Source organism: Bacillus sp. FSL M7-0003 (assembly GCF_038628485.1).
Taxonomy (GTDB): domain Bacteria; phylum Bacillota; class Bacilli; order Bacillales; family Bacillaceae; genus Bacillus; species Bacillus safensis.
Genome location: NZ_CP152024.1, coordinates 248633 through 267953, shown reverse-complemented (window position 1 = coordinate 267953; position 19321 = coordinate 248633). Strand labels below are relative to the sequence as shown.

At 43.3% G+C, this 19321-nt stretch carries 18 protein-coding genes; 9 read left to right on the top strand and 9 right to left on the bottom strand.

The window, feature by feature from the left end; genetic code table 11:
* Nucleotides 1–8 precede the first annotated feature (8 nt).
* From MHI23_RS01475 to MHI23_RS01460, 4 genes are all read right to left on the bottom strand, one after another.
* Nucleotides 9–179, bottom strand: a complete 171-nt coding sequence (locus MHI23_RS01475; protein WP_164512186.1) for a hypothetical protein — start codon at nucleotides 177–179, stop codon at nucleotides 9–11.
* A complete protein-coding gene (locus MHI23_RS01470) occupies nucleotides 176–763 on the bottom strand; it encodes a DUF1700 domain-containing protein (RefSeq protein WP_041106184.1) in 588 nt (195 codons plus the stop codon). Before MHI23_RS01470 ends, MHI23_RS01475 begins: the two co-directional genes overlap by 4 nt.
* Nucleotides 756–1073 (bottom strand): PadR family transcriptional regulator, encoded by a 318-nt coding sequence (locus MHI23_RS01465; RefSeq protein ID WP_024424392.1) that lies wholly within the window; start codon nucleotides 1071–1073, stop codon nucleotides 756–758. The genes MHI23_RS01470 and MHI23_RS01465 overlap by 8 nt, the downstream gene beginning before the upstream one ends.
* Nucleotides 1074–1189: 116 nt before the next feature.
* Nucleotides 1190–2020: a YitT family protein gene (locus MHI23_RS01460; RefSeq protein WP_024424393.1), complete on the bottom strand. Its 831-nt coding sequence runs from the start codon at nucleotides 2018–2020 to the stop codon at nucleotides 1190–1192.
* Nucleotides 2021–2356: 336 nt separating this feature from the next.
* Here MHI23_RS01460 and mmuM point away from each other — a divergent pair, with 336 nt between their 5' ends.
* The 3 genes from mmuM (at nucleotide 2357) to MHI23_RS01445 (ending at nucleotide 5477) form a co-directional block, all read left to right on the top strand.
* Nucleotides 2357–3295: a homocysteine S-methyltransferase gene (gene mmuM / locus MHI23_RS01455; RefSeq protein ID WP_342492215.1), complete on the top strand. Its 939-nt coding sequence runs from the start codon at nucleotides 2357–2359 to the stop codon at nucleotides 3293–3295.
* A gap of 46 nt (nucleotides 3296–3341) precedes the next feature.
* Nucleotides 3342–4745, top strand: coding sequence for an S-methylmethionine permease (mmuP, locus tag MHI23_RS01450; protein ID WP_024427433.1), 1404 nt, complete (start codon nucleotides 3342–3344; stop codon nucleotides 4743–4745).
* A 111-nt stretch (nucleotides 4746–4856) separates the two neighbouring features.
* Entirely contained in the window at nucleotides 4857–5477 is a 621-nt protein-coding gene (locus MHI23_RS01445) for a hypothetical protein (RefSeq protein ID WP_056764940.1), read from the top strand.
* Between the two features lie 468 nt (nucleotides 5478–5945).
* Here the strand turns inward: MHI23_RS01445 and MHI23_RS01440 are convergent, their stop codons facing one another.
* Nucleotides 5946–6428 carry an Ig-like domain-containing protein gene (locus tag MHI23_RS01440; protein ID WP_041106180.1) on the bottom strand — a complete coding sequence of 161 codons (483 nt, stop codon included), beginning with the start codon at nucleotides 6426–6428 and terminating at the stop codon, nucleotides 5946–5948.
* 108 nt (nucleotides 6429–6536) lie between these two features.
* The gene (locus MHI23_RS01435; protein WP_342492214.1) at nucleotides 6537–9203 is read right to left on the bottom strand and encodes a S8 family serine peptidase; all 2667 of its coding nucleotides are present in this window, start codon (nucleotides 9201–9203) and stop codon (nucleotides 6537–6539) included.
* 242 nt (nucleotides 9204–9445) lie between these two features.
* Here MHI23_RS01435 and MHI23_RS01430 point away from each other — a divergent pair, with 242 nt between their 5' ends.
* The 6 genes from MHI23_RS01430 to MHI23_RS01405 are packed head-to-tail and all read left to right on the top strand — an operon-like array spanning nucleotide 9446 to nucleotide 16933.
* Nucleotides 9446–9904: a PTS sugar transporter subunit IIA gene (locus tag MHI23_RS01430; RefSeq protein WP_039176166.1), complete on the top strand. Its 459-nt coding sequence runs from the start codon at nucleotides 9446–9448 to the stop codon at nucleotides 9902–9904.
* On the top strand, nucleotides 9901–10230 hold the full coding sequence (locus MHI23_RS01425) for a fructose PTS transporter subunit IIB (protein ID WP_024424400.1): 330 nt from the start codon (nucleotides 9901–9903) through the stop codon (nucleotides 10228–10230). Before MHI23_RS01430 ends, MHI23_RS01425 begins: the two co-directional genes overlap by 4 nt.
* A 35-nt stretch (nucleotides 10231–10265) precedes the next feature.
* Nucleotides 10266–11384, top strand: a complete 1119-nt coding sequence (locus MHI23_RS01420) for a PTS fructose transporter subunit IIC (protein WP_024424401.1) — start codon at nucleotides 10266–10268, stop codon at nucleotides 11382–11384.
* Nucleotides 11385–11412: 28 nt separating this feature from the next.
* Nucleotides 11413–14076, top strand: coding sequence for a mannosylglycerate hydrolase (mngB, locus tag MHI23_RS01415; RefSeq protein WP_342492213.1), 2664 nt, complete (start codon nucleotides 11413–11415; stop codon nucleotides 14074–14076).
* A 56-nt stretch (nucleotides 14077–14132) separates the two neighbouring features.
* Nucleotides 14133–15017, top strand: coding sequence for an ROK family protein (locus MHI23_RS01410; protein ID WP_075612298.1), 885 nt, complete (start codon nucleotides 14133–14135; stop codon nucleotides 15015–15017).
* Nucleotides 15014–16933 carry a BglG family transcription antiterminator gene (locus tag MHI23_RS01405; RefSeq protein WP_342492212.1) on the top strand — a complete coding sequence of 640 codons (1920 nt, stop codon included), beginning with the start codon at nucleotides 15014–15016 and terminating at the stop codon, nucleotides 16931–16933. The genes MHI23_RS01410 and MHI23_RS01405 overlap by 4 nt, the downstream gene beginning before the upstream one ends.
* A gap of 57 nt (nucleotides 16934–16990) precedes the next feature.
* Here MHI23_RS01405 and arr read toward each other — a convergent pair whose 3' ends face one another.
* The 3 genes from arr to MHI23_RS01390 all read right to left on the bottom strand — a co-directional run bounded on the left by arr (nucleotide 16991) and on the right by MHI23_RS01390 (nucleotide 19306).
* Entirely contained in the window at nucleotides 16991–17407 is a 417-nt protein-coding gene (gene arr / locus MHI23_RS01400; RefSeq protein WP_024424404.1) for an NAD(+)--rifampin ADP-ribosyltransferase, read from the bottom strand.
* A 111-nt stretch (nucleotides 17408–17518) separates the two neighbouring features.
* Complete coding sequence (locus MHI23_RS01395; RefSeq protein WP_342492211.1) at nucleotides 17519–17731, bottom strand: hypothetical protein; 213 nt, start codon at nucleotides 17729–17731, stop codon at nucleotides 17519–17521.
* Nucleotides 17732–17884: 153 nt separating this feature from the next.
* Nucleotides 17885–19306: a glycoside hydrolase family 1 protein gene (locus tag MHI23_RS01390; RefSeq protein ID WP_342492210.1), complete on the bottom strand. Its 1422-nt coding sequence runs from the start codon at nucleotides 19304–19306 to the stop codon at nucleotides 17885–17887.
* Nucleotides 19307–19321: the final 15 nt, after the last annotated feature.

Below are 19321 nucleotides of genomic sequence, written 5' to 3'. Positions count from 1 at the left end.
TTCATTTATTATGGCTTGCTCCAATTGATGGTGCGGAACACGTTACTCTCGTCATTGTTGTGATATGCATCTAAATCAAAGCCTGATATTCCAAAACCAATTGCCATGACAATTCCTCCGGCAACGGTGAAGATGATCCCCCATTTGATGCATTGCTTTTTTAAATCATTCACGTTCATACTCTCACGACCTTCTTTTTAAACATTCCCATGAATGCCTTAGTGGTTTGAATAGTCATTTGCACAAATAGCTTTGTCAAATACGCTGTGGCTATGCCACTTAATAATCCGACACCTAATAGAAGAATACCAACGCCAACCTGCGTCACCACCACATGCAAACCGTCCTGAAAAATAAATGGAGAACCAATGATGCTCCAAAAACCGCCGAGCAGACCAGTAAGCGTCAATGCACCTGTCACGAGTGGAATGCACCAAATCACCATATACACAGAAAGAATCAGCAGGAAGACTGTTGCTAGAATACTGCCCCATAACGGAAAGCCTAAAATGAGAATGGAGAGTCTCGTCGCCTTTTCTCCAAACGTCGGCACCTGAACGGTTTTAATTCCTTGTTCCTTCATAATCCCTTCAGCGATCATAGCAGGCTGTCCTACTTGATGAACCGCTTCCTCTTCACTGTAGCCATCTTCCTGATAATCCTCAATCATTTCATCGTAGTATTCGATAAACCGATCACTATCTTTGTCACCTAGAAGATGCAGATGCTTCTTTAGGCTGCTCAAAAATTCTTTTTTATTCATTGCCCTGTCCTCCAGAAATAAAGTCGTAAATCGCCATCACCTGATCCCATTCCTCTAAAAACTGCGCCATATGCTCCCGCCCGCTTTCTGTCATGCGGTAGTATTTTCTTAATCGACTGTTATGTTCCTGGGAATAGGTCTCCACATAATTGTTTTGCTCTAAACGCTTTAAAATCGGATATAATGTCGATTCTGAAATCTCAATACAATGGGACATATCTTTAATGATTTGATAACCATAGGAATCGCCTTTCTTTAATACCGCCAGTACACAAAATTCCAGTAATCCTTTTTTTAATTGTGCATTCATGTTTACAACTCCTAACTCTTTATACTATACATTACATAGTATTGTGTGACAAGAGGTATAGAGAATAAAAAAAGACCCGTTTTAGGGTCTTTTAGCTCTTTGTCTACTTTTCATTTTTATATATTCACAAATCCTTCTCCGAACACATCGCGTACGTCATGGACAACAACGAATGCGTCTCGATCTATTTTCTTAATAATTTTCTTAAGGCGCATGAGCTCCTGCTTTTGAATGACCGCGTAAAGAATTTCCTTCGATTCCTTTGAATAATGACCGCGTCCGTTTAAAATCGTTACGCCTCGGTCCAGGGTGTGATTGATTTCTTCCGCAATATCATCTTTGCATGAAGAAATAATCGTCACTGCCTTTTTCGTGTTAAGTCCTTCTATCACGAAGTCCATCACCTTTGTCGCCACGTACAGCATCACAATGGTAAACATTAATTTTTCTGCACCAATAATAAAGTATGAAGCAAATACAACGATCAGATCAAAGAACAAGATGGCATAGCTCACGTTCCAGTCTAAATACTTGTTGGCAATTCTTCCGAGAATGGCAGAACCCGCCGTTGTTCCACCGGCTCTGAGCACAAGACCAATCCCAATTCCGATGATAATACCTGCAAAAATCGCTCCAATAATCAATTCATGAACATTCACGACCCATGTTGTGGTCAGGTGCAAAAATAGAGAGTTACTTGCAACGGCAACCACCGTATAAATCGTGGTCTTTTTGTCCAAGTATTTATATCCCACAAGTAATAAGATGGCATTCAATACAAGGTTCGTCAGCCACGGTGCTATTTCAAACAAATAATAAAAAATAATGGACAGCCCCGTGACGCCGCCTTCACCAAATTCAAGCGGAATGACAAACATGTTCACTGCTGCGGCAAATAAAAAAGAACCAACTAGAATCATCGCTATATCTTTTACACATTTTTTCAATTTCTTCTTTCCTCCTTTTTTGAGCATATAAAAAACCCTCTTTCTGCACGAAAGAAGACAGTCGTTGGACAACATAAAAATCAAAAGACGGCGCCTTTTGATGAAGCTTTCTGAAATCAATCTTTCCATAATATATATCTCTTTTTAGAGGCTGTCAATGACTTGGTTTTCTATTATTTTGACTGCATTTTTATGCATCAAAACCCGCATGTTTTCAGGGTTTTTCCGCCCTACGATGCTTTTTCCTCTCCTTGACAAAAACACTTTAGTCATTTAAACTACTGCCTCATATCATATCCATCATTTCCGATCTAAAAAGGAGGCTGTTTGAATCCAATGAATCCTATTCAAAGCCGTTTACAGGCTCACGCACCTTTGATTTTAGACGGTGCATTAGCAACAGAGCTTGAACGAAAGGGCTGTAACTTAAACGATCGTTTATGGTCAGCCAAAATACTTATTGAACAGCCACAATTGATTCAGCAAGTACACTTGGACTACTTCCAAGCAGGTGCTGACTGCGCAACAACCGCCAGCTACCAAACAACGATTGAAGGCTTTGCTGAAAAAGGCTATACAAAAGAAGAAGCGATTAAACTCATGAAACGCTCTGTCACTCTAGCGAAAGAGGCACGCGATCTTTTTTGGCAGGATGAAGCGCGTCGTGAAGGACGGACAAAACCATTTGTCGCTGGATCTGTGGGGCCATTCGGCGCTTATTTGTCTGATGGTTCAGAATATAAAGGAAATTACGGACTCTCAGAGCAGGCTCTCATTGATTTTCACAGACCAAGAATTCAGGCATTAGTAGAAGCGGGTGCAGATATTCTTGCATGCGAAACGATTCCTTGTCTGATTGAAGCAACTGCCATTGCAAAGCTGCTGCAAGATGAATTCAGCGGGACATCAGCTTGGATCACATTCAGCGCAAAGGATGGCCTGCACATTAGTGAAGGTGATTCCATACGAGAATGTGTACAGGCGCTTGAGCCTTATGAACAAATCGCTGCTGTCGGCGTGAACTGTACGCCGCCGCAATTTATTACTTCTCTCATTCAAGAAATGAAAAAGGGAACGAGCAAACCGATTGTGGTTTATCCAAACTCAGGTGAAATATATGATCCTGAAGAAAAGGTATGGAGCGGAGATACGTCACATCTTACTTTTGGGGAATGTGCACATCAATGGTACAAAGACGGCGCGCATATCATCGGCGGCTGCTGCCGCACGACCCCAGAAGATATCAATGACATCTTAAAAAGAACCACATCATAGCATCATGAATCATCACACATACTTTTAAGCAAAAGGGCGGGAAGACATGGAACAAGCAAAAGATCAGTCACAACAATATCAACGAAAAATGACGAGCCGGCACCTGTTCATGCTTTCTCTAGGCGGTGTCATTGGAACAGGGCTCTTTTTAAGCTCGGGGTATACCATCAATCAGGCCGGACCTGCGGGGACCATTCTTGCCTATCTTGTCGGGGCTTTAATTGTCTACCTCGTGATGCTTTGTTTAGGCGAGCTGTCTGTTGCAATGCCGGTCACAGGGGCTTTTCATACGTATGCAACAAAATACATTGGACCTGGTACAGGCTATACGGTCGCTTGGCTATACTGGCTGACATGGACAGTGGCACTCGGTTCGGAATTTACAGCGGCAGGACTATTAATGCAGCGCTGGTTTCCAGACACTTCGGTTTGGATGTGGAGTGGCGTTTTTGCTCTTCTCATCTTTTTACTGAATGCATTTACAGTCAAGTTTTTTGCAGAATCAGAGTTTTGGTTTTCCAGTATTAAAGTGATGGCTATTATTCTCTTTATTATTCTTGGCGGAGCTGCAATGTTTGGTTTGATCCCATTAAAGGGCGGTGAGGCCGCTCCGTTCTTTTCTAATTTCACTGGGGAAGGCGGACTTTTTCCAAACGGCTTTTTACCGATCTTAATGACGATGCTTGCTGTCAATTTTGCTTTTTCAGGTACAGAATTGATTGGGATTGCTGCGGGTGAGAGCGTCAATCCTGACGAGACCATTCCAAGAGCAATTCGCACAACCGTCCTGCGTCTCGTCCTGTTTTTCGTTGGAACGATCGTTGTGTTGGCTGGCTTGATTCCAGTAGAAGAAGCCGGGGTGATCAAAAGCCCATTTGTCGTGGTATTTGATCGTATCGGGATTCCTTATGCCGCAGATTTCATGAATTTTGTCATCCTGACCGCGATCTTATCTGCCGCAAACTCAGGATTATACGCATCATCTCGTATGCTTTGGTCGCTTTCTGAAGAACGGACACTTCCTAAAAAACTGGCGAAGCTGACGTCAAAAGGCATTCCTTTGAATGCACTCATTTTAAGTATGATCGGTGGTATTCTTTCTTTGCTATCGAGCGTGATCGCACCAGAAACGGTATATCTTGTCCTAGTGTCAATCTCTGGACTGGCCGTTGTAGTTGTATGGATGGGGATTGCTGCCTCACAGTTTATGTTTCGGAAAAGATTTTTACAGGAAGGCGGACAGCTTCATGATTTATCCTTTCGAACACCGCTCTATCCAGTAGTTCCGATTGCAGCCTTCCTCCTATGTCTTGCATCTGTCATTGGCATTGCCTTTGATCCAAATCAGCGGATTGCCCTCATCTGCGGCATTCCTTTCATTGCGCTCTGCTATGCTGCCTATTACGTGACAGCTTGGATTCAGAAAAAACGAGAAAAACCTGGTGTATAAGCATCAGGTTTTTTCATTGACAAAAAAGGATATCGCTAGTAAAAGAAGCACACTTTGGTATATGATAGGAATCTATGATTTTCAGGATGAACCAAGGGAGTTGTCGTGAATATGGAAATGACCATTACAAGAGCATTAAGTGAACTGAAAATGTTAGATAAAAGAATCAACCGAACCGTTGATGAAGCCGTACTTGGTGGATTAATGATCGGCAAACATATACAGCATGGATTTCAGAATCAAGAAGAGATTGAAAAAAAGGCAAAGGCTGATGATCAATCGATTCGAGCTTTAATCAAACGCCGGAATGCCATCAAATCAGCCATCGTTGTATCGAATGCGACCACAATGATTGATGTGGCGGGTGTCCGTATGACGGTGGCAGAGGCGATTGAACGAAAGACGTCGATAGACTACGATATTCGTTATTTACGGAAAATGAAACAGGTGTACAAAGAGCTGGTCGACAAAGCTGAACAAACGAATGAAGATGTGAAAATAAGACTTGATCAGCATTTAGAGACCTTGTTTGGGAAAGATGGAAAGACACAAGCGGCCGCCAACCAAGAGATCGTGAAGTCTTTTCTAGCTGAAAATGAGGCGGTGATCATCGATCCGCTTCGTCTTCGAGTGAAAATTGAACAGCTTTCGAAAGAAATTGAAGATTTTCAAATGGAAGTTGATTTTTCCTTGTCTGAAAGCAATACACTAACGAAAATACAGATCGATTAATTGATTTTGTTAGTGAGCCGAAAATCGATAGGACTAAACACCTCCGAGGGAAAGGTCATTCCCTCCTCATCTGATGATCATCTTAGGATGATCCTTGATAAAAGCTCAAAGCTGAACGTTCAAGGATCAAAGTTCAAGTGTGAAAGTTCTTATCTATCAAAGCTCAAGATTAAAAGTTAAACGCTCGATCGAATCTGGGAAGAACGGCTAATGAGTGTTTGTTTATCGACTCTTTCGGTTGCCGCCCAGCAGGTTTGCTAACAAAAAACAAAGGGCTAAAATGATTTTCATTTTAGCCCTTTGTTTTTTTCAGCGTGATAGAAAACCTTTGCAGTCTAGGAAGGACGAGCACTGGAACGGAGCGAATTTGACATTCGTGAGTACCAGAGCGCAGACCTGACACAGAATGCGAGGGTTTGTCTACACGCTGAAGGATGTCACCTGATGACATCCTTTTTTTCTATGAGATTAGTAACGTGATGTATATGCCAAATGGTACACACTTGTGACATTTGAAGATAGTTTGATGTCGTTTGACGTGAACGTCACTGGAACGATATCGTAGTAATGTGTTGACCAGCCTGCATTATTGTATGATTGGTAGCCTGCACCTGCAGGAACTTGAAACGTCAGTGAAAACTGTCCATTCTCGTCTGTTGTGCCTGTCGCTGTTTGAGCATATGATTTGATGGCTGCTTCAAAATAAAGCTTGATCGGCTGATTAGGCATGAGGTTTCCGCTTGCATCTTTAAGTGTCCCTTTAAACGTAGCTGGATAATAAGAACCCACGCGATATTTACTGCCATAGCCGTAATTCACTATTCCACTATCGGCTGCTGTGACACTTGTTACTTCTACTGATGCTGGTACTGCCCCTGTTTCTTCAGCATGTGCAAAGCTTGGGAATACGAGAAGCAATGATAGAAAGAAAGCAAACATGATTTTTTTCATCGATAAATCCTCCTTTTTTTTCCTACTATATTACTATCGACATTAATTGGTATATTTCCAGTTAAAAACAAAAAAACCTCCCTTTTCTTAGAAAGGGAAGTTCTTCTTTTATTTTTTCACAACCACTTTTACCGCTTTGCTTTCTCTTTTTCTCACATCTGATGCGGTCACATATAAAACCGTTTTGGCTTTCTGTGGTTTGATTTGGGCAGAAAATGCACCCTTGCTATTGGTTTTGACTGTTTTGATGACTTTCTTCGATTTGTTTTTCACTTTAATGGTCAAGCCTGCACCCGCAGTCCCTTTGACCGCTTTACTTTTGACGGTTACTTTGCTGACTTTCGGCTTAGCTGGTGCTTTGCCTTTTTTCACGACGGTTTTGAGCGTCGTAGCGGCCTTTCCTTTTGACATTTTAATGTGAAGGACCTTGTTTTTGTTCTGATGCTTAATCTTCACACTAAAGGTGCCTTTTTTGCCTGCTGTGCCTTTTCCAAGCAGCGTTTTGCCTCTATACACAGAAATAGCAGCGCCGGCTTTTGCTTTACCTGTCACCTTTTGATGCTGATCTTCCACTTTGTTCACTGATGCATTCAATTCGACAGCACTTAATGCAGCAAATGCATTCAGTCTGCCATGTCCTGTCATCCAATCAATTCCTGGGATTTTCGGATCGACAATTGGCTCCTCGTTTTCATCATAGAAAACGTCGTCTTTTCCATCAATAGATTTAAATGAGATGTCATCTGCTGTACTTTGCAAAAGATTTCTCACTTGATTTGGCTTTAAGGATGGATTTTTAGAAAGCAGTAACCCTGCTGCTGCTGCCACATATGGTGTCGCCATTGATGTCCCGCTCAGGTATGAGACATTCCCATCAGGCATGAGGCTCGGAATATCCGACCCTGGTGCTGACATGCTCAGTCCTTTGCCATAGCTTGAAAACTCAGCGGCAATATCCATACGGTTGCTTGCGCCAACCGCCATTGCGTATTTTGACGTGGCAGGGTAGCCCATTTCTGGTACGCCATCATTTCCACTTGCCACGACCACTAGTACATTTCTTTGTGCAGCATAATTCATTGCATATTCAATCACTCTGCTGTAGTAGCCGCCAAGGCTCATGTTGATCACCTTTGCGCCTTTGTCCACTGCATGCTTGATTCCAAGTGCAATATGCTCTGTATCGCCAAAGCCATAGGCATCCAGCACCTTCACCGGAATGATGCCCGTATGTTGATTGAGACCTGCCATTGAGTAATGATTATCGGATTTTGCGGCAATGATGCCTGCCACATGCGTACCGTGTCCATTGTCATCAATCGCATCTTTGTTTCGTCCAATGAGATTCGCACCTAAGTCTGTACGAACAGTCCCGTTTAAATCTGTCAAACGGCTGTCTACACCTGTATCCACAACAGCAATTAATGTTTGCTTCATTTTGCTTGTGCCAATCAGTGTATTCATTTGTTCAAATTTGACGTCAGCGCCTTTTTTCCCGCTGTTTTGCGCACTGTTTTTCAGCGGCCACTGATAACCATACTGCGCGTCGCTGCTTAGCGCACGATAGGTTTGAACAGGCTCTGCAAATTCAACATTCGGCATGCTGGAAAGCTTTCTTGCCGTGCTCTTGATCGCCGCTTTGCCTGCTTTTAGTGTCTTTCCAGCGGATTCTTGCCCTGCTGGCACATCATAGACATACATTCCTTTGAATAAAGGACTGACTGACTGTGATGTCACACGGTTTTCTTGGATGCCGTAGCTTTTCATTTTCTTTTTCGCAGATTGAAGTGTTTGGTCATCCTTTAATTTAAAAATGATCTTATTCGTTTTAACCTTCTCTTCTTTTACAAGTTTTTGTTTCTCTAATACATAACCAACTGACTTTCCTTCAAGCTGATCGATGCCCATTTTTTGACTGACGGCTATTAATTCCTTTTTTAAATATGCCGGACTTGCTTCTTTGAGCATATCAAAAAGGGAGCCGATCGCCTGCTGTTCTTTTTCTGTTACGATATGACCGCTAAATGCACCATTTTTCTCTATGTCACTTAGCAGTGTTTTTAATGTGAGCAGATGGTTGTAAACCTTTTGCTGCTCTTTTTGATGTTTGATGAGCTTTGATTTGAGAAACGGCTTTGTCTTTTGGAGCAGACGTGAAAGCTTTTGACCTTCTGCTGTTTCATTGAATCGTTTATCTTCGATTGTACGAATCGATTGAAGAATTTCACGCCCGTACTTTTTCTCAATAATAATGATTTCAGGCTCATCTTCTTCAGGAAAAACAGGTTCAGAAGGCGGAAGATTAGCTCCTTTATATCCGATTGTATATGCCGCATCCTCTTCCTCATCACGGCTGTCTTCCTCTGACCCTAAATAGAGCACTTTGACATAATAGGGACCTGACCATGCATGCGGGAAGTTGATCTCTGTCTCTCCGCTTGCTGTGTCCACGCGATATCTTGAATAGGTGTCATCCTTCATCGCTCTGTCCTTACTTGGATAGACCGATACGGACAGCACTTGTTTACTTTTCACAGAAATTTGCATATGAGTATGTTTTGCCACTTCTTGTGCAGATGGCGTGATTTGATACCATGACTCTTCCTTTTCATTCTGTAATGTACCTGAGATGACTTCACCATTTTTTAACCCAATGGCTTCATTGACACTTGTTCCATGACTGGCAGCTGCTGCCTCGTATCCAGGTAATGCTGCCATACATAGAATAACGGCCATGAGTACGACCACACAGGATTTGACCTGCTTTTTGAACATGAAAAGACCCCCTTATCTTTTATGATACCTTGGAAGAATATCACAGAAATACATTTAGTAGAATCTGTTTTTTATATAATTAAACTCGTTTTAAGCTAGGATTTGAGATATTCAGTCAGCAAGACGGATAGCTTCATAAACTTTTTGCCGTTTCAAACGGAAAATGATGCTATTTAACCATGCTGAAAAGTACATTACAATCAACTTGTAAGCGCTTAACAAACAAGAGAGAAGGGATCAGCTTGTTCCAAAAAGATCATGTTTTCACACAAGTAAACGGACGATCAAAGAATGAGATTTTACAATACATTTCCGAGAAAGCTGAAGACCTTCAGATTACAAACAATCAAGCAGGGCTATTAACGGATTTATTGAAACGGGAAGACGAAGTCTCAACAGGACTTCAACAAGGCTTCGCCATTCCACATACAAAAAGCTCCGCTGTAAAAACGGCTTCACTTCTTTTTTTAGAACTTGAACAACCCATTGAATGGGGAAGCTTCGATGATTTGCCCACAAGCTATTTATTTACACTGCTTGTTCCACTAGAAGAAGCAAATGTCACACATCTGAAATTACTGTCAGGTATTGCGACAAGCCTAATGGAACCTGCTTTTATCGAAAAGATTCAACCAGGTCAAACAGCTGATTACTATTACGAAGTCATTGAACAACAATTGAAAGAGGGGATTACACAATGAAAATTGTCGGTGTCACTTCATGTCCAGCAGGGTTAGCTCATACTCCAATGGCAGCCAAAGCGTTAGAAAATGCGGGTAAACAACTCGGACACGAGATCAAAATCGAACAGCAGGGGATTATGGGACAGGTGAACGGCATTACAGCAGAGGAAGCACAGCAGGCAGACCTCTGTATCATTGCCTCAAATCAGCATATCAACGATGCAGAACGCTTCTCAGGCATTCCCACTGTACGTGTCGAAATCGGACGTGCCTTAAAAAATGCTGAACAAATTATCACCAAAGCCGTAGCACTTGTAGAAAAGAAAAAATCTGAATCTCAATAAACATGAGCAATGCCATATAGAAAGGAGCAAAGAAAATGAAAGCAAAATTAAAAGTCATTGAAGGCCATCTCATGACCGGTATTTCTTATATTCTTCCGGTAATCATCGGTGCTTCACTTATCGTTGGTTTAGCAAAATTGGTCGGGTTAGGGTTTGGTGTTTCAGATTTAAACACCTATAAGGATGCTGGCGGCATACTGCACGGTGCCTATTTAATGGAGCAGGTTGGCTGGACAGGCATTGGCTTAATGAACGTCCTGCTCGCTGGATTTATCGCCTATTCCATTGCAGATAAATCAGGTCTTGCGGCTGGTTTTATCGGCGGTGCCCTTGCCAGCTCAACAAATGCCGGATTTATAGGTGCCGTCATTGCAGGCTTCTTCGCAGGATATGTTGCTCTTTTTGTGAAAAGAAAAATTCAAATTCAAGGCTCTGCAGCTGGGCTCGTCCCTCTGCTCATCCTGCCGCTGATTACCGTTGGCTTAACCGGACTTCTAATGTCAGTTCTTCTAGGCGGACCATTAGGCGCTTTGAACACGGCATTAATTGAATGGATTAAAGGCATGGTCGCTGATGGAACAAGCACACTCGCGCTCGCTCTCATTTTAGGTGCAATGATTGGCTTCGATCTTGGCGGACCGGTGAATAAATCCGCATGGATGGCTGGTAACGCGCTCTTCCTATCAGGCGTCTATCTCCCTGCCATTCTTGTCAATATTGCGATTGTCATTCCACCGCTGGGATACGGGCTTGCGACATTGATTCGAAAACGCAACTTCTCTCCAACCTTTAGAGAAGCCGGGCGAGGCGGCCTTGTTATGGGCATTATCGGTATTACGGAAGGGGCGATCCCTTTTACCCTCGTCAATCCTTTGAAATTGATTCCGCTCAATGTTGTCGCATGTGCTGTTGGAAGCGGGGTCGCTGCATTATTAGGAGTTCATGACATCATGCCGCCAATTGGCGGGCTATACGGCTTCTTCTCAGTCGGAAACTGGTGGGCTTATTTAATCGGAGCCCTTACTGGCGCACTCGTCATCGGTATTGGCGCCAACCTGCTTGTGAATTTCTCTGAGAAAAAAGAGCCAAAAACGCCGGAACATGATCAGAAGCAGAAAGAAGAAGACGATTTTGACCTTGTGCTAGAAGGATAATTTGAACGAAGAAAGGTGTCGTTGATCAATGACTGTCAATGTACATGTGATTCCACATACTCACTGGGACCGGGAATGGTATTTCACCACCTCCCGCTCCCGTATCTACTTAATGAAAAGCGTAATGGACATTTTAGATACCCTTGAAACAGATGAAAGGTTCCATTACTTCATGCTCGATGCCCAGGCTTCCTTATTAGATGATTATTTGAAATGGCGTCCAGAGGATGAGAATCGAATCAAGAAGCTCGTCACAGCGAAACGTCTCATCATCGGCCCATGGTATACCCAAACCGACCAGCTCGTCATTTCAGGTGAATCGATTGTGCGGAACCTGCAATATGGAATTGAACGCTGTCAGCAGTTCGGCCACGTGATGAAAGTCGGCTATGTCCCTGATTCCTTCGGTCAATCCGCACAAATGCCCCAAATTTATCGCGGCTTCGGCATTGTCAATACAGCATTTTGGCGTGGCGTTTCTGACCATATGACGAATCATACTGAATTCAATTGGCGCGGCGCTGACGGCAGTGAAGTCTTTGCTGTGAACCTGCCATTTGGCTACTACTACGGCGGAAATATTCCTGAGAAGGATGAGGACTTACAAGCCTTTTTATCTGAAAAAATTGGTGCGCTGCAAGCAAAGGCCACCACAAAGAATGTCTATTTCCCAAATGGCTTTGACCAGGCACCGATCCGTAAAAACCTGCCTGACTTATTAGAAAAAGCCAATGAGCTTGACGAGAATCACTATGAAATCAGTAGTTTAGAAGATTATATTGCAGCCGTAAAAAAAGAGCGGACATCTTTTGAGACGTTACAGGGAGAGCTTATTCACGCGAAGCATATGCGGATTCACAAATCGATCTTTTCAACACGAGCTGATTTAAAAATCTTAAACAATCAAATTGAAAACTATCTCGTCAATGTGATGGAGCCAATCTTAACGATCAGCTATTCACTCGGACATGACTATCCTCATGACACGGTTCGTGATATTTGGTACCTCATGTTTGAAAATGCAGCGCATGACAGCATTGGCGGCTGTAATAGTGACACGACAAACCAAGATGTCTTCTTCCGCTACAAACAGGCAAAGGAAATCGCCGAGAATCTTGTAGACTTACACATGCGTCTCATCGCTATTCGACTGCAAACAGAGCAGGAAATCACGTTCACTTTATTCAATACACTGCCTTCAACGCGCTCTGAAGTCATTGAAGTCGAAACGTTTATCACAGAACGTCCATTTATACTAAAGGATGCAAATGGACGAACGCTTCAGTACACAGTGAAAAGCAAAATCGATGTCACAGATTATGTGCTGGCACAGCAAATTTCTCTTAACCCAAGTAAAGAAGTGTACATGCCAAAGCAAGTATGGAAAGCCGTGCTGCTGATTGAAGCCATCGACTTACCGTCAGTAGGCTATACACAAGTCAGCATGGTCTTCGATGAATCAAGCGAATCTCTATGGGAAGAAACTGAAGGACGCGTGATTGAAAATACGTATTACCGCATTGCGGCAAATGACAACGGATCACTGGACATCACAGACAAACAAACGGGCCAGACCTTCTCTGAGCAAATGATCTTTGAAGACAACGGAGACGATGGGGATTCTTACAACTATTCACCACCGCGTGAGGATCTGTATGTCTCATCAAAAGATCTTTCATCAGCGGACATCTCAGTGTCTAAAAGCGGTCTGCAAGACGAGCTGACCATCAAGCTTCAGCTCACTGTCCCTTATGACCTAGAGGCGCGCTCTAAGCAATCGGCTGCGACATCACTTCCGATCACAGCGAAGGTGGCATTAAACAAAGACGATGCTATCATCCGTTTTCATGTAGATGTCGATAACCATGCATTAGATCATCGCCTTCGTGTTCTTTTTGATACAGGCATCGCATCAAACGTATCACTAAGCGATCAACAGTTTGGTACAATCGAACGTCCAACAGAGCTCACGCAAGAGCTTGAATGGTGGAATAATGAACATTGGGAAGAAAAACCGATCACCATTGAACCGATGCAATCCTTTGTTGCACTTCGTGATCAAGCATATGGTGCCGCTCTGTTGACCGACTGCGTGAGAGAATACCAAATCACAGGAGAAGGTTACACAACGATTGCGTATACGCTCTTCCGCTGTTTCGGAAAAATGGGGAAAGAAAATCTCCTTTATCGTCCAGGACGCGCATCTGGGGAAAAAATTGTGGAGACACCTGACGCTCAGCTGCAAGGTGCACTGTCATTCTCATTTGGAATGCACTATAGCAAGGATGCAGTCAGCGAGGGACACTTAGCGCAGCTTGCCAAACGGTATACCACCTCTGTTCAATGCTACGAGCGCGCAGATTTTTTAAACGGTCGTTTAATTTTCTCTTTCCGAGATGAAAAAGAAGACTTACAATCTACTTATAGCCTGCTTGACATCGAGACAGATGGAGCCATTCTAAGCGCTCTGAAAAAAGAAGAGCATGGAACAGGCATTGTCATTCGTCTCTTCAATCCATATTTAACGCGTCAAACAGCCGCTTCAATCAATAGTTCATCTCTACAACACGGAGAAACAGCGAATTTAGGAGAAACACCTGAAGGACAGATACTCAAAGCACAACATGGATCATTACACATTGAACCGCTTACACCTTGTCAGGTACAAACCTACATTGTAAAGAAAAAATGAACATGTAGGGGCGGGATCCATTGGATTCCGCCCCTCTTTAATGGAGGGCATTGATCATGCGAATTGGAGGCATTGAAGCAGGCGGAACGAAATTTGTCTGCGGCTACGGAACAACAGACGGAACGATTGAACACATGACTTCCTTTGCGACGGGGAATCCAGATGAAACATGCCGGCAAGTGATCGATTACTTTACAAAGAATCGTGTTGATGCAATTGGAATTGGGGCATTCGGTCCTGTCGATGTGAAAGAGCAAAGCCCAAGCTATGGGACGATTTTAGACACACCAAAAACGGCCTGGCGCCAATTCCCTTTCCTCTCTACCTTAAAACAAGCCCTCGGGATCCCGATGAAGCTTGATACCGATGTAAACTGTGCAGCACTCGGAGAAGCCCGTTTTTCAACTGAAGCAGAAAAACCTGCCTCCTTGGTCTATATTACTGTTGGGACTGGAATAGGCGGCGGGGCCTATATTGAACATCGCCTTATTCACGGATTGCTGCATCCAGAAATGGGTCATATCACTGTTCAGCGGCATCCTCATGACACATACGGAGGCTGCTGCCCTATACATCATGATTGTTTAGAGGGACTGGCATCTGGACCTGCCATAGAAGGGCGCTATCATACACTGGCACCCATGCTGCCAGAGGATCATCCTGCCTGGTCACTTCATGCTTACTATCTCGGGCAGATGACTGCTAACCTGCTGCTCACCCTTTCACCAGAACGCATCATTTTAGGTGGAGGCGTGATGAAACAGCCAGCTATGCTGCCACTTATTCTTGATGAAACAGACAAGCGGCTTCGCGGCTATTTGCAGCTGCCAAAGCCTTTACATGAAATTATCACAAAACCATCCTTTGATGGATTATCTGGTTTAATGGGCGCCATCGCTCTTGGAACGGATGCCTTACAGGCGCAAGGAGCCGCGCAATGATGATGACGGCAGATCCTCGAACCTATCAGCTGATTCAGCGGCTATTTGAAACGAAGGGGTTCGTGAAGCTGGAGGAGCTCACTGCCTCTTTTCGCTTATCTGACCGCTCTATCCGCAATTTAATCAAGGAAGCAAATGAGTATTTAAAGGAAGCTGGAGCCATAATTAAAACGATTCGCGGAAAGGGATATACTCTTTTAACGAGTGACCAAGACGCTTTCTTACTTTGGCTTCATCAACAAAAACTTCCTGCCCGCTCTCTTGTCCCCGTCATGCCAGAAGAGCGTGTACGATTTATGATGAGAAAGCTGCTGCTTCAATCAGATTACTTAAAAATTGACCAGCTGGCTGAAGAACTGTTTATCAGCCGCATGACGGTCAGCAGTGATTTGAAAAAAGGACGAGAGATGTTAGCCCGTTACGGCATGACCCTTGTATCAAAGCCTGGATTTGGCTTAAAGATTGAAGGAGACGAGCTGCAAAAAAGAACGTGCTATGCAGACTTACTTCTTGAAGAAGAGCCTGCTCTCTCTCATATCACCGAGCGGGAGCAGCTCCATTTTCCTGATATTTCTCTTGAAACCATTCGATCTATTGTGTTGACGAACCTGCATCAAGAGTCATTGCTCATTAAAGACATTGCCTTAAAAAATTTAGTCATTCACTTAGCCATTGCGATTCAGCAAACACGAAAAAACCAGCGGGTATCCGCTAGTACTGTCCGCACACAAAGATCACCAGTTTTAATGAGAATTGCACAAAAAATCATACAGCAGGTGAGTTACACTTTTTATGTGACCTTATCAGAGGATGAAACAGATTACTTAGTCATGCATCTATTGGCAAATCAAACGTGGAAAGAAGCCGCCCAGCATCAAACGACAGTGGAAGTCCAACAGGCGGTTACAGTCTTTCTACAGCACATTGAAAAAACAAGCGGCCATCGTTTTGCTGATGACAGCATTCTGCAGCAAGACTTAATGCTTCATATGAAGCCGCTATTAAATCGAATCCAATATGGCGTATCCTTACAAAATCCGCTTTTACATGAGATCAAAGCGTCCTATCCTTACCCGTTTGATTTGGCTGTCAGCGGACTCAATGCCTTACAGCTGGTGCGTACACCAAATGAAGACGAGGCCGCATATGTTGCCTTGCATATCGCTGCTTCGTTTGAAAGAAGTCAGCTCGACACCTCGCAAAAAAAGAAAGCCATTATCGTGTGCGGGTCTGGACTAGGGACGGCAAGGCTCCTTGAAATTAAATTGAAGTCAGCCTTTCAGCACGAGCTTGACATCGTTGAGCTCTATTCCTATCAGGATTATCTCATGAGCTCCTCTTTGCCGTGTGACGTCATCATCACAACCGTTCCACTCACATCAAAGGGGAAACCAGTCATTCAGGTCAGTGCCTTTTTTGAACAGCATGATATACAGCGTGTGAATGAAGTCATTCATTTATTAAATGGACACGGGGCACCCTCAAAAGAGCTGATGGCGTTTTTTCAAGAGCGATTGACTTTAATGAATGCTGACCTAAGCAGCAAGGATGAGGTATTAGATATATTATGCAGCCGTTTGGAGGCGCATCAGCTAGTATCGTCTTCATTTCGGCCCTCGGTGCTTGAGCGTGAGCAAATGTCGTCTACCTATCTTGGCAGCGGTATTGCAATGCCGCACCCGCTCATCACAAATGAAGGCACCTCCTCTGTAGCCATTGCACACTTAAAACAACCGATTGACTGGCAGGGAGACCAAGTATCAATTGTCTTTTTATTAGCGATTCATAAGGATGACGCTGCCTGCATGAACCAATTCTTTGAACAGGCCGTCGATTTACTAGACAATCCAGACCGCATTCGCGCCCTCAAGCAAGCCAACACATTTGATGAGCTGATGGATGCGTTGTTCCAATAAGATCAAACAAAAGGCCGCCCAGTGCATGAGGCGGCCTTTTTATTTAGATATATATCATTAATCGTAGATGACATTTTTTCCTTCTTCACTTAATTTTTTTAAGGAGCTCAGCATATGATTGATTTCTTCATCGGAATGTCTTTCCCAAGAACCTAATTCTGCGACTATTTTCAACGGAGATTTCGATCGATAAGAACGTGTTGGGTTGCCGGGAAATCTTTTATCAGTCACATTTGGATCATTTTCAAACTCGCCTAACGGTTCTACAATATAAATTCTTTCTTTCGCATCAGATCTAGCTAATTCAGCACCCCATTTGGCCGCGTTTAGTGTTCCGGTGAAATAAATATGGTTCGATTTTTTATCCTGATAATTGGATAAATGCAGCGGTTCAAGCAGATCTCCAATCTTCAATTCCGCTTTGGTCCCATGAAAAAATGGCCCGGGATCTAACACCTTTTGCTTGTCATTCATACAGCCACACCCCTCATCGTTTTTGACTTGCGTATAACAGTATACGGCTAGATATGGGCGAGAAACAGTCTATAAATTTCATTAAATTCGGGGTATAATAATAGTAGAGAGTTAGATGTGAACAGACATAAGTACTGTAAATAAAAACGGAAATTTCGCATTCACACCAACAATGACGAAAACAAGAATACCTTCCACAGCTGACAGAGTCACAATCACTCCATGGTTCATTGGATATTCCTTCGCAATTAATTTCTGTCCTATATAATTCAAACCATAAAAAATGAAAAACAATAGGAAGAACATATAAAGAATTGTCATCATATAAACAGCCCCTTTCTTATAATGGATATTTAACCAATTTTTACAATATACCATCAGACTATCATGTGAGAACAACTCGAACAATATGATCTTGCCAATAAAGTGAACAAAAAAAAGCCAAACACCCGCATAAGGTGATTGGCTTTTTTATCGTTATTTCCCGATGTTGTCTCCATTTTGCTGAATCAAGGTTTCATACCAATAAGAGCTCTTTTTGCGAATTCTTTTGAGGTCTTTTAAGTCAAATTCGTCGCGATTGACGTAGATGAACCCGTAGCGCTTGGAGCACCCTTGGTGTGTGCTGATTAAGTCGATAGCTGACCACGGGCAGTATCCGAATACTTCGACGCCATCTGTGATCGCCCATTTGATTTGTTCGATATGTTTTTCTAAATAATCAATTCGATAATCATCTTGGATTGAACCATCTTCTTCTAACTTGTCGAAAGCACCCAATCCGTTTTCCGTGATAATAAGCGGCAGCTGATAGCGATCATAAATCTCGCGCATCGTTGAACGGAAGCCGACAGGGTCAATCTCCCAGCCAAAGGCATTTTTACTTAAGAACGGGTTGTTGCCGCCTTTGTAGACGCCATCTTCCCCTGATTTCAAATGCTGATCTCCACCGCGTGCAAATTCGTCGTTGCCATCTCCTTTACTCGCTTCAACCGTTTGTGAGGTGTAGTAGTTAAAGGCAATGAAGTCTGGCTTTGCGCTTTTCAAAATATCCATATCTCCCTCTTCGATAACAGGAAGAATGTCTTTTTCTTTCATGTACGCCCAAGCAAGGTTGTTATAACGGCCAAAGACCGCCATATCAAGATAAAGCCAGTTGCGGATCGCATTGTAATTCGCCGCAGCAAGCACATCTTCTGGCTTTGGAGAAGCCGGATAAATGAGCGCAATGTTTGGCGCCGGTCCAATTTTCGCTTCAGGCAGCATTTGATGACAAAGCGTCATCGCTTTTGCCTGTGCAACGAGCATATGGTGATTCTGCTGATACAGTTCTTTTTTTGGATTTTCTAAATTTGGATCAAGTGTACCGAGCGCTGATCCATGTAAGATCATCATGTTTTGTTCATTAATGGTCAGCCAATATTTCACCTTCTGACCATACTCCTTGAATAGCACCTCGGCATAGCGTTCAAATGCATCCACTGTCGCACGATTTGACCATCCACCCTTTACTTGAAGCGCATGAGGCAGATCAAAATGATACATTGTCACGATTGGCTCAATGTCATAGCTGCGCAATTCATCGATGAGAGAATGATAAAATTCAATCCCCTTTTGATTGATCTCCCCATCTCCATCTGGAATGATCCGTGTCCACGCAATGGAAAAGCGATAAGCCTTCAAGCCCATTTCCGCAAACATCTTCACATCCTCTTTATAACGGTGATAGTGATCGCTTGCGACTTTAAAATCCGTTGTCCCTTCAGGATAACTTGCTCTCATGTCAATGACAGAAGGCCCCTTGCCATCCTCGTTCCACGCACCCTCTACCTGATAGGCGGAAGTAGATCCGCCCCAGAAAAAGTCTTTTGGAAATGATGCTAGTGTTGAATATCTCATGATTTCTTCCTCCTT

What these genes read in the sequence shown, in the direction of transcription:
- mmuP (WP_024427433.1), top strand. Translation starts at nt 3,342, where the DNA reads ATGGAACAAGCAAAAGATCAGTCACAACAATATCAACGAAAAATGACG.
- MHI23_RS01410 (WP_075612298.1), top strand. Translation starts at nt 14,133, where the DNA reads ATGCGAATTGGAGGCATTGAAGCAGGCGGAACGAAATTTGTCTGCGGC.
- MHI23_RS01435 (WP_342492214.1), bottom strand. Translation starts at nt 9,203, where the DNA reads ATGTTCAAAAAGCAGGTCAAATCCTGTGTGGTCGTACTCATGGCCGTT.
- MHI23_RS01390 (WP_342492210.1), bottom strand. Translation starts at nt 19,306, where the DNA reads ATGAGATATTCAACACTAGCATCATTTCCAAAAGACTTTTTCTGGGGC.
- MHI23_RS01425 (WP_024424400.1), top strand. Translation starts at nt 9,901, where the DNA reads ATGAAAATTGTCGGTGTCACTTCATGTCCAGCAGGGTTAGCTCATACT.
- arr (WP_024424404.1), bottom strand. Translation starts at nt 17,407, where the DNA reads ATGAATGACAAGCAAAAGGTGTTAGATCCCGGGCCATTTTTTCATGGG.
- MHI23_RS01475 (WP_164512186.1), bottom strand. Translation starts at nt 179, where the DNA reads ATGAACGTGAATGATTTAAAAAAGCAATGCATCAAATGGGGGATCATC.
- mmuM (WP_342492215.1), top strand. Translation starts at nt 2,357, where the DNA reads ATGAATCCTATTCAAAGCCGTTTACAGGCTCACGCACCTTTGATTTTA.
- MHI23_RS01445 (WP_056764940.1), top strand. Translation starts at nt 4,857, where the DNA reads ATGGAAATGACCATTACAAGAGCATTAAGTGAACTGAAAATGTTAGAT.
- MHI23_RS01405 (WP_342492212.1), top strand. Translation starts at nt 15,014, where the DNA reads ATGATGATGACGGCAGATCCTCGAACCTATCAGCTGATTCAGCGGCTA.
- MHI23_RS01440 (WP_041106180.1), bottom strand. Translation starts at nt 6,428, where the DNA reads ATGAAAAAAATCATGTTTGCTTTCTTTCTATCATTGCTTCTCGTATTC.
- mngB (WP_342492213.1), top strand. Translation starts at nt 11,413, where the DNA reads ATGACTGTCAATGTACATGTGATTCCACATACTCACTGGGACCGGGAA.
- MHI23_RS01465 (WP_024424392.1), bottom strand. Translation starts at nt 1,073, where the DNA reads ATGAATGCACAATTAAAAAAAGGATTACTGGAATTTTGTGTACTGGCG.
- MHI23_RS01395 (WP_342492211.1), bottom strand. Translation starts at nt 17,731, where the DNA reads ATGATGACAATTCTTTATATGTTCTTCCTATTGTTTTTCATTTTTTAT.
- MHI23_RS01470 (WP_041106184.1), bottom strand. Translation starts at nt 763, where the DNA reads ATGAATAAAAAAGAATTTTTGAGCAGCCTAAAGAAGCATCTGCATCTT.
- MHI23_RS01420 (WP_024424401.1), top strand. Translation starts at nt 10,266, where the DNA reads ATGAAAGCAAAATTAAAAGTCATTGAAGGCCATCTCATGACCGGTATT.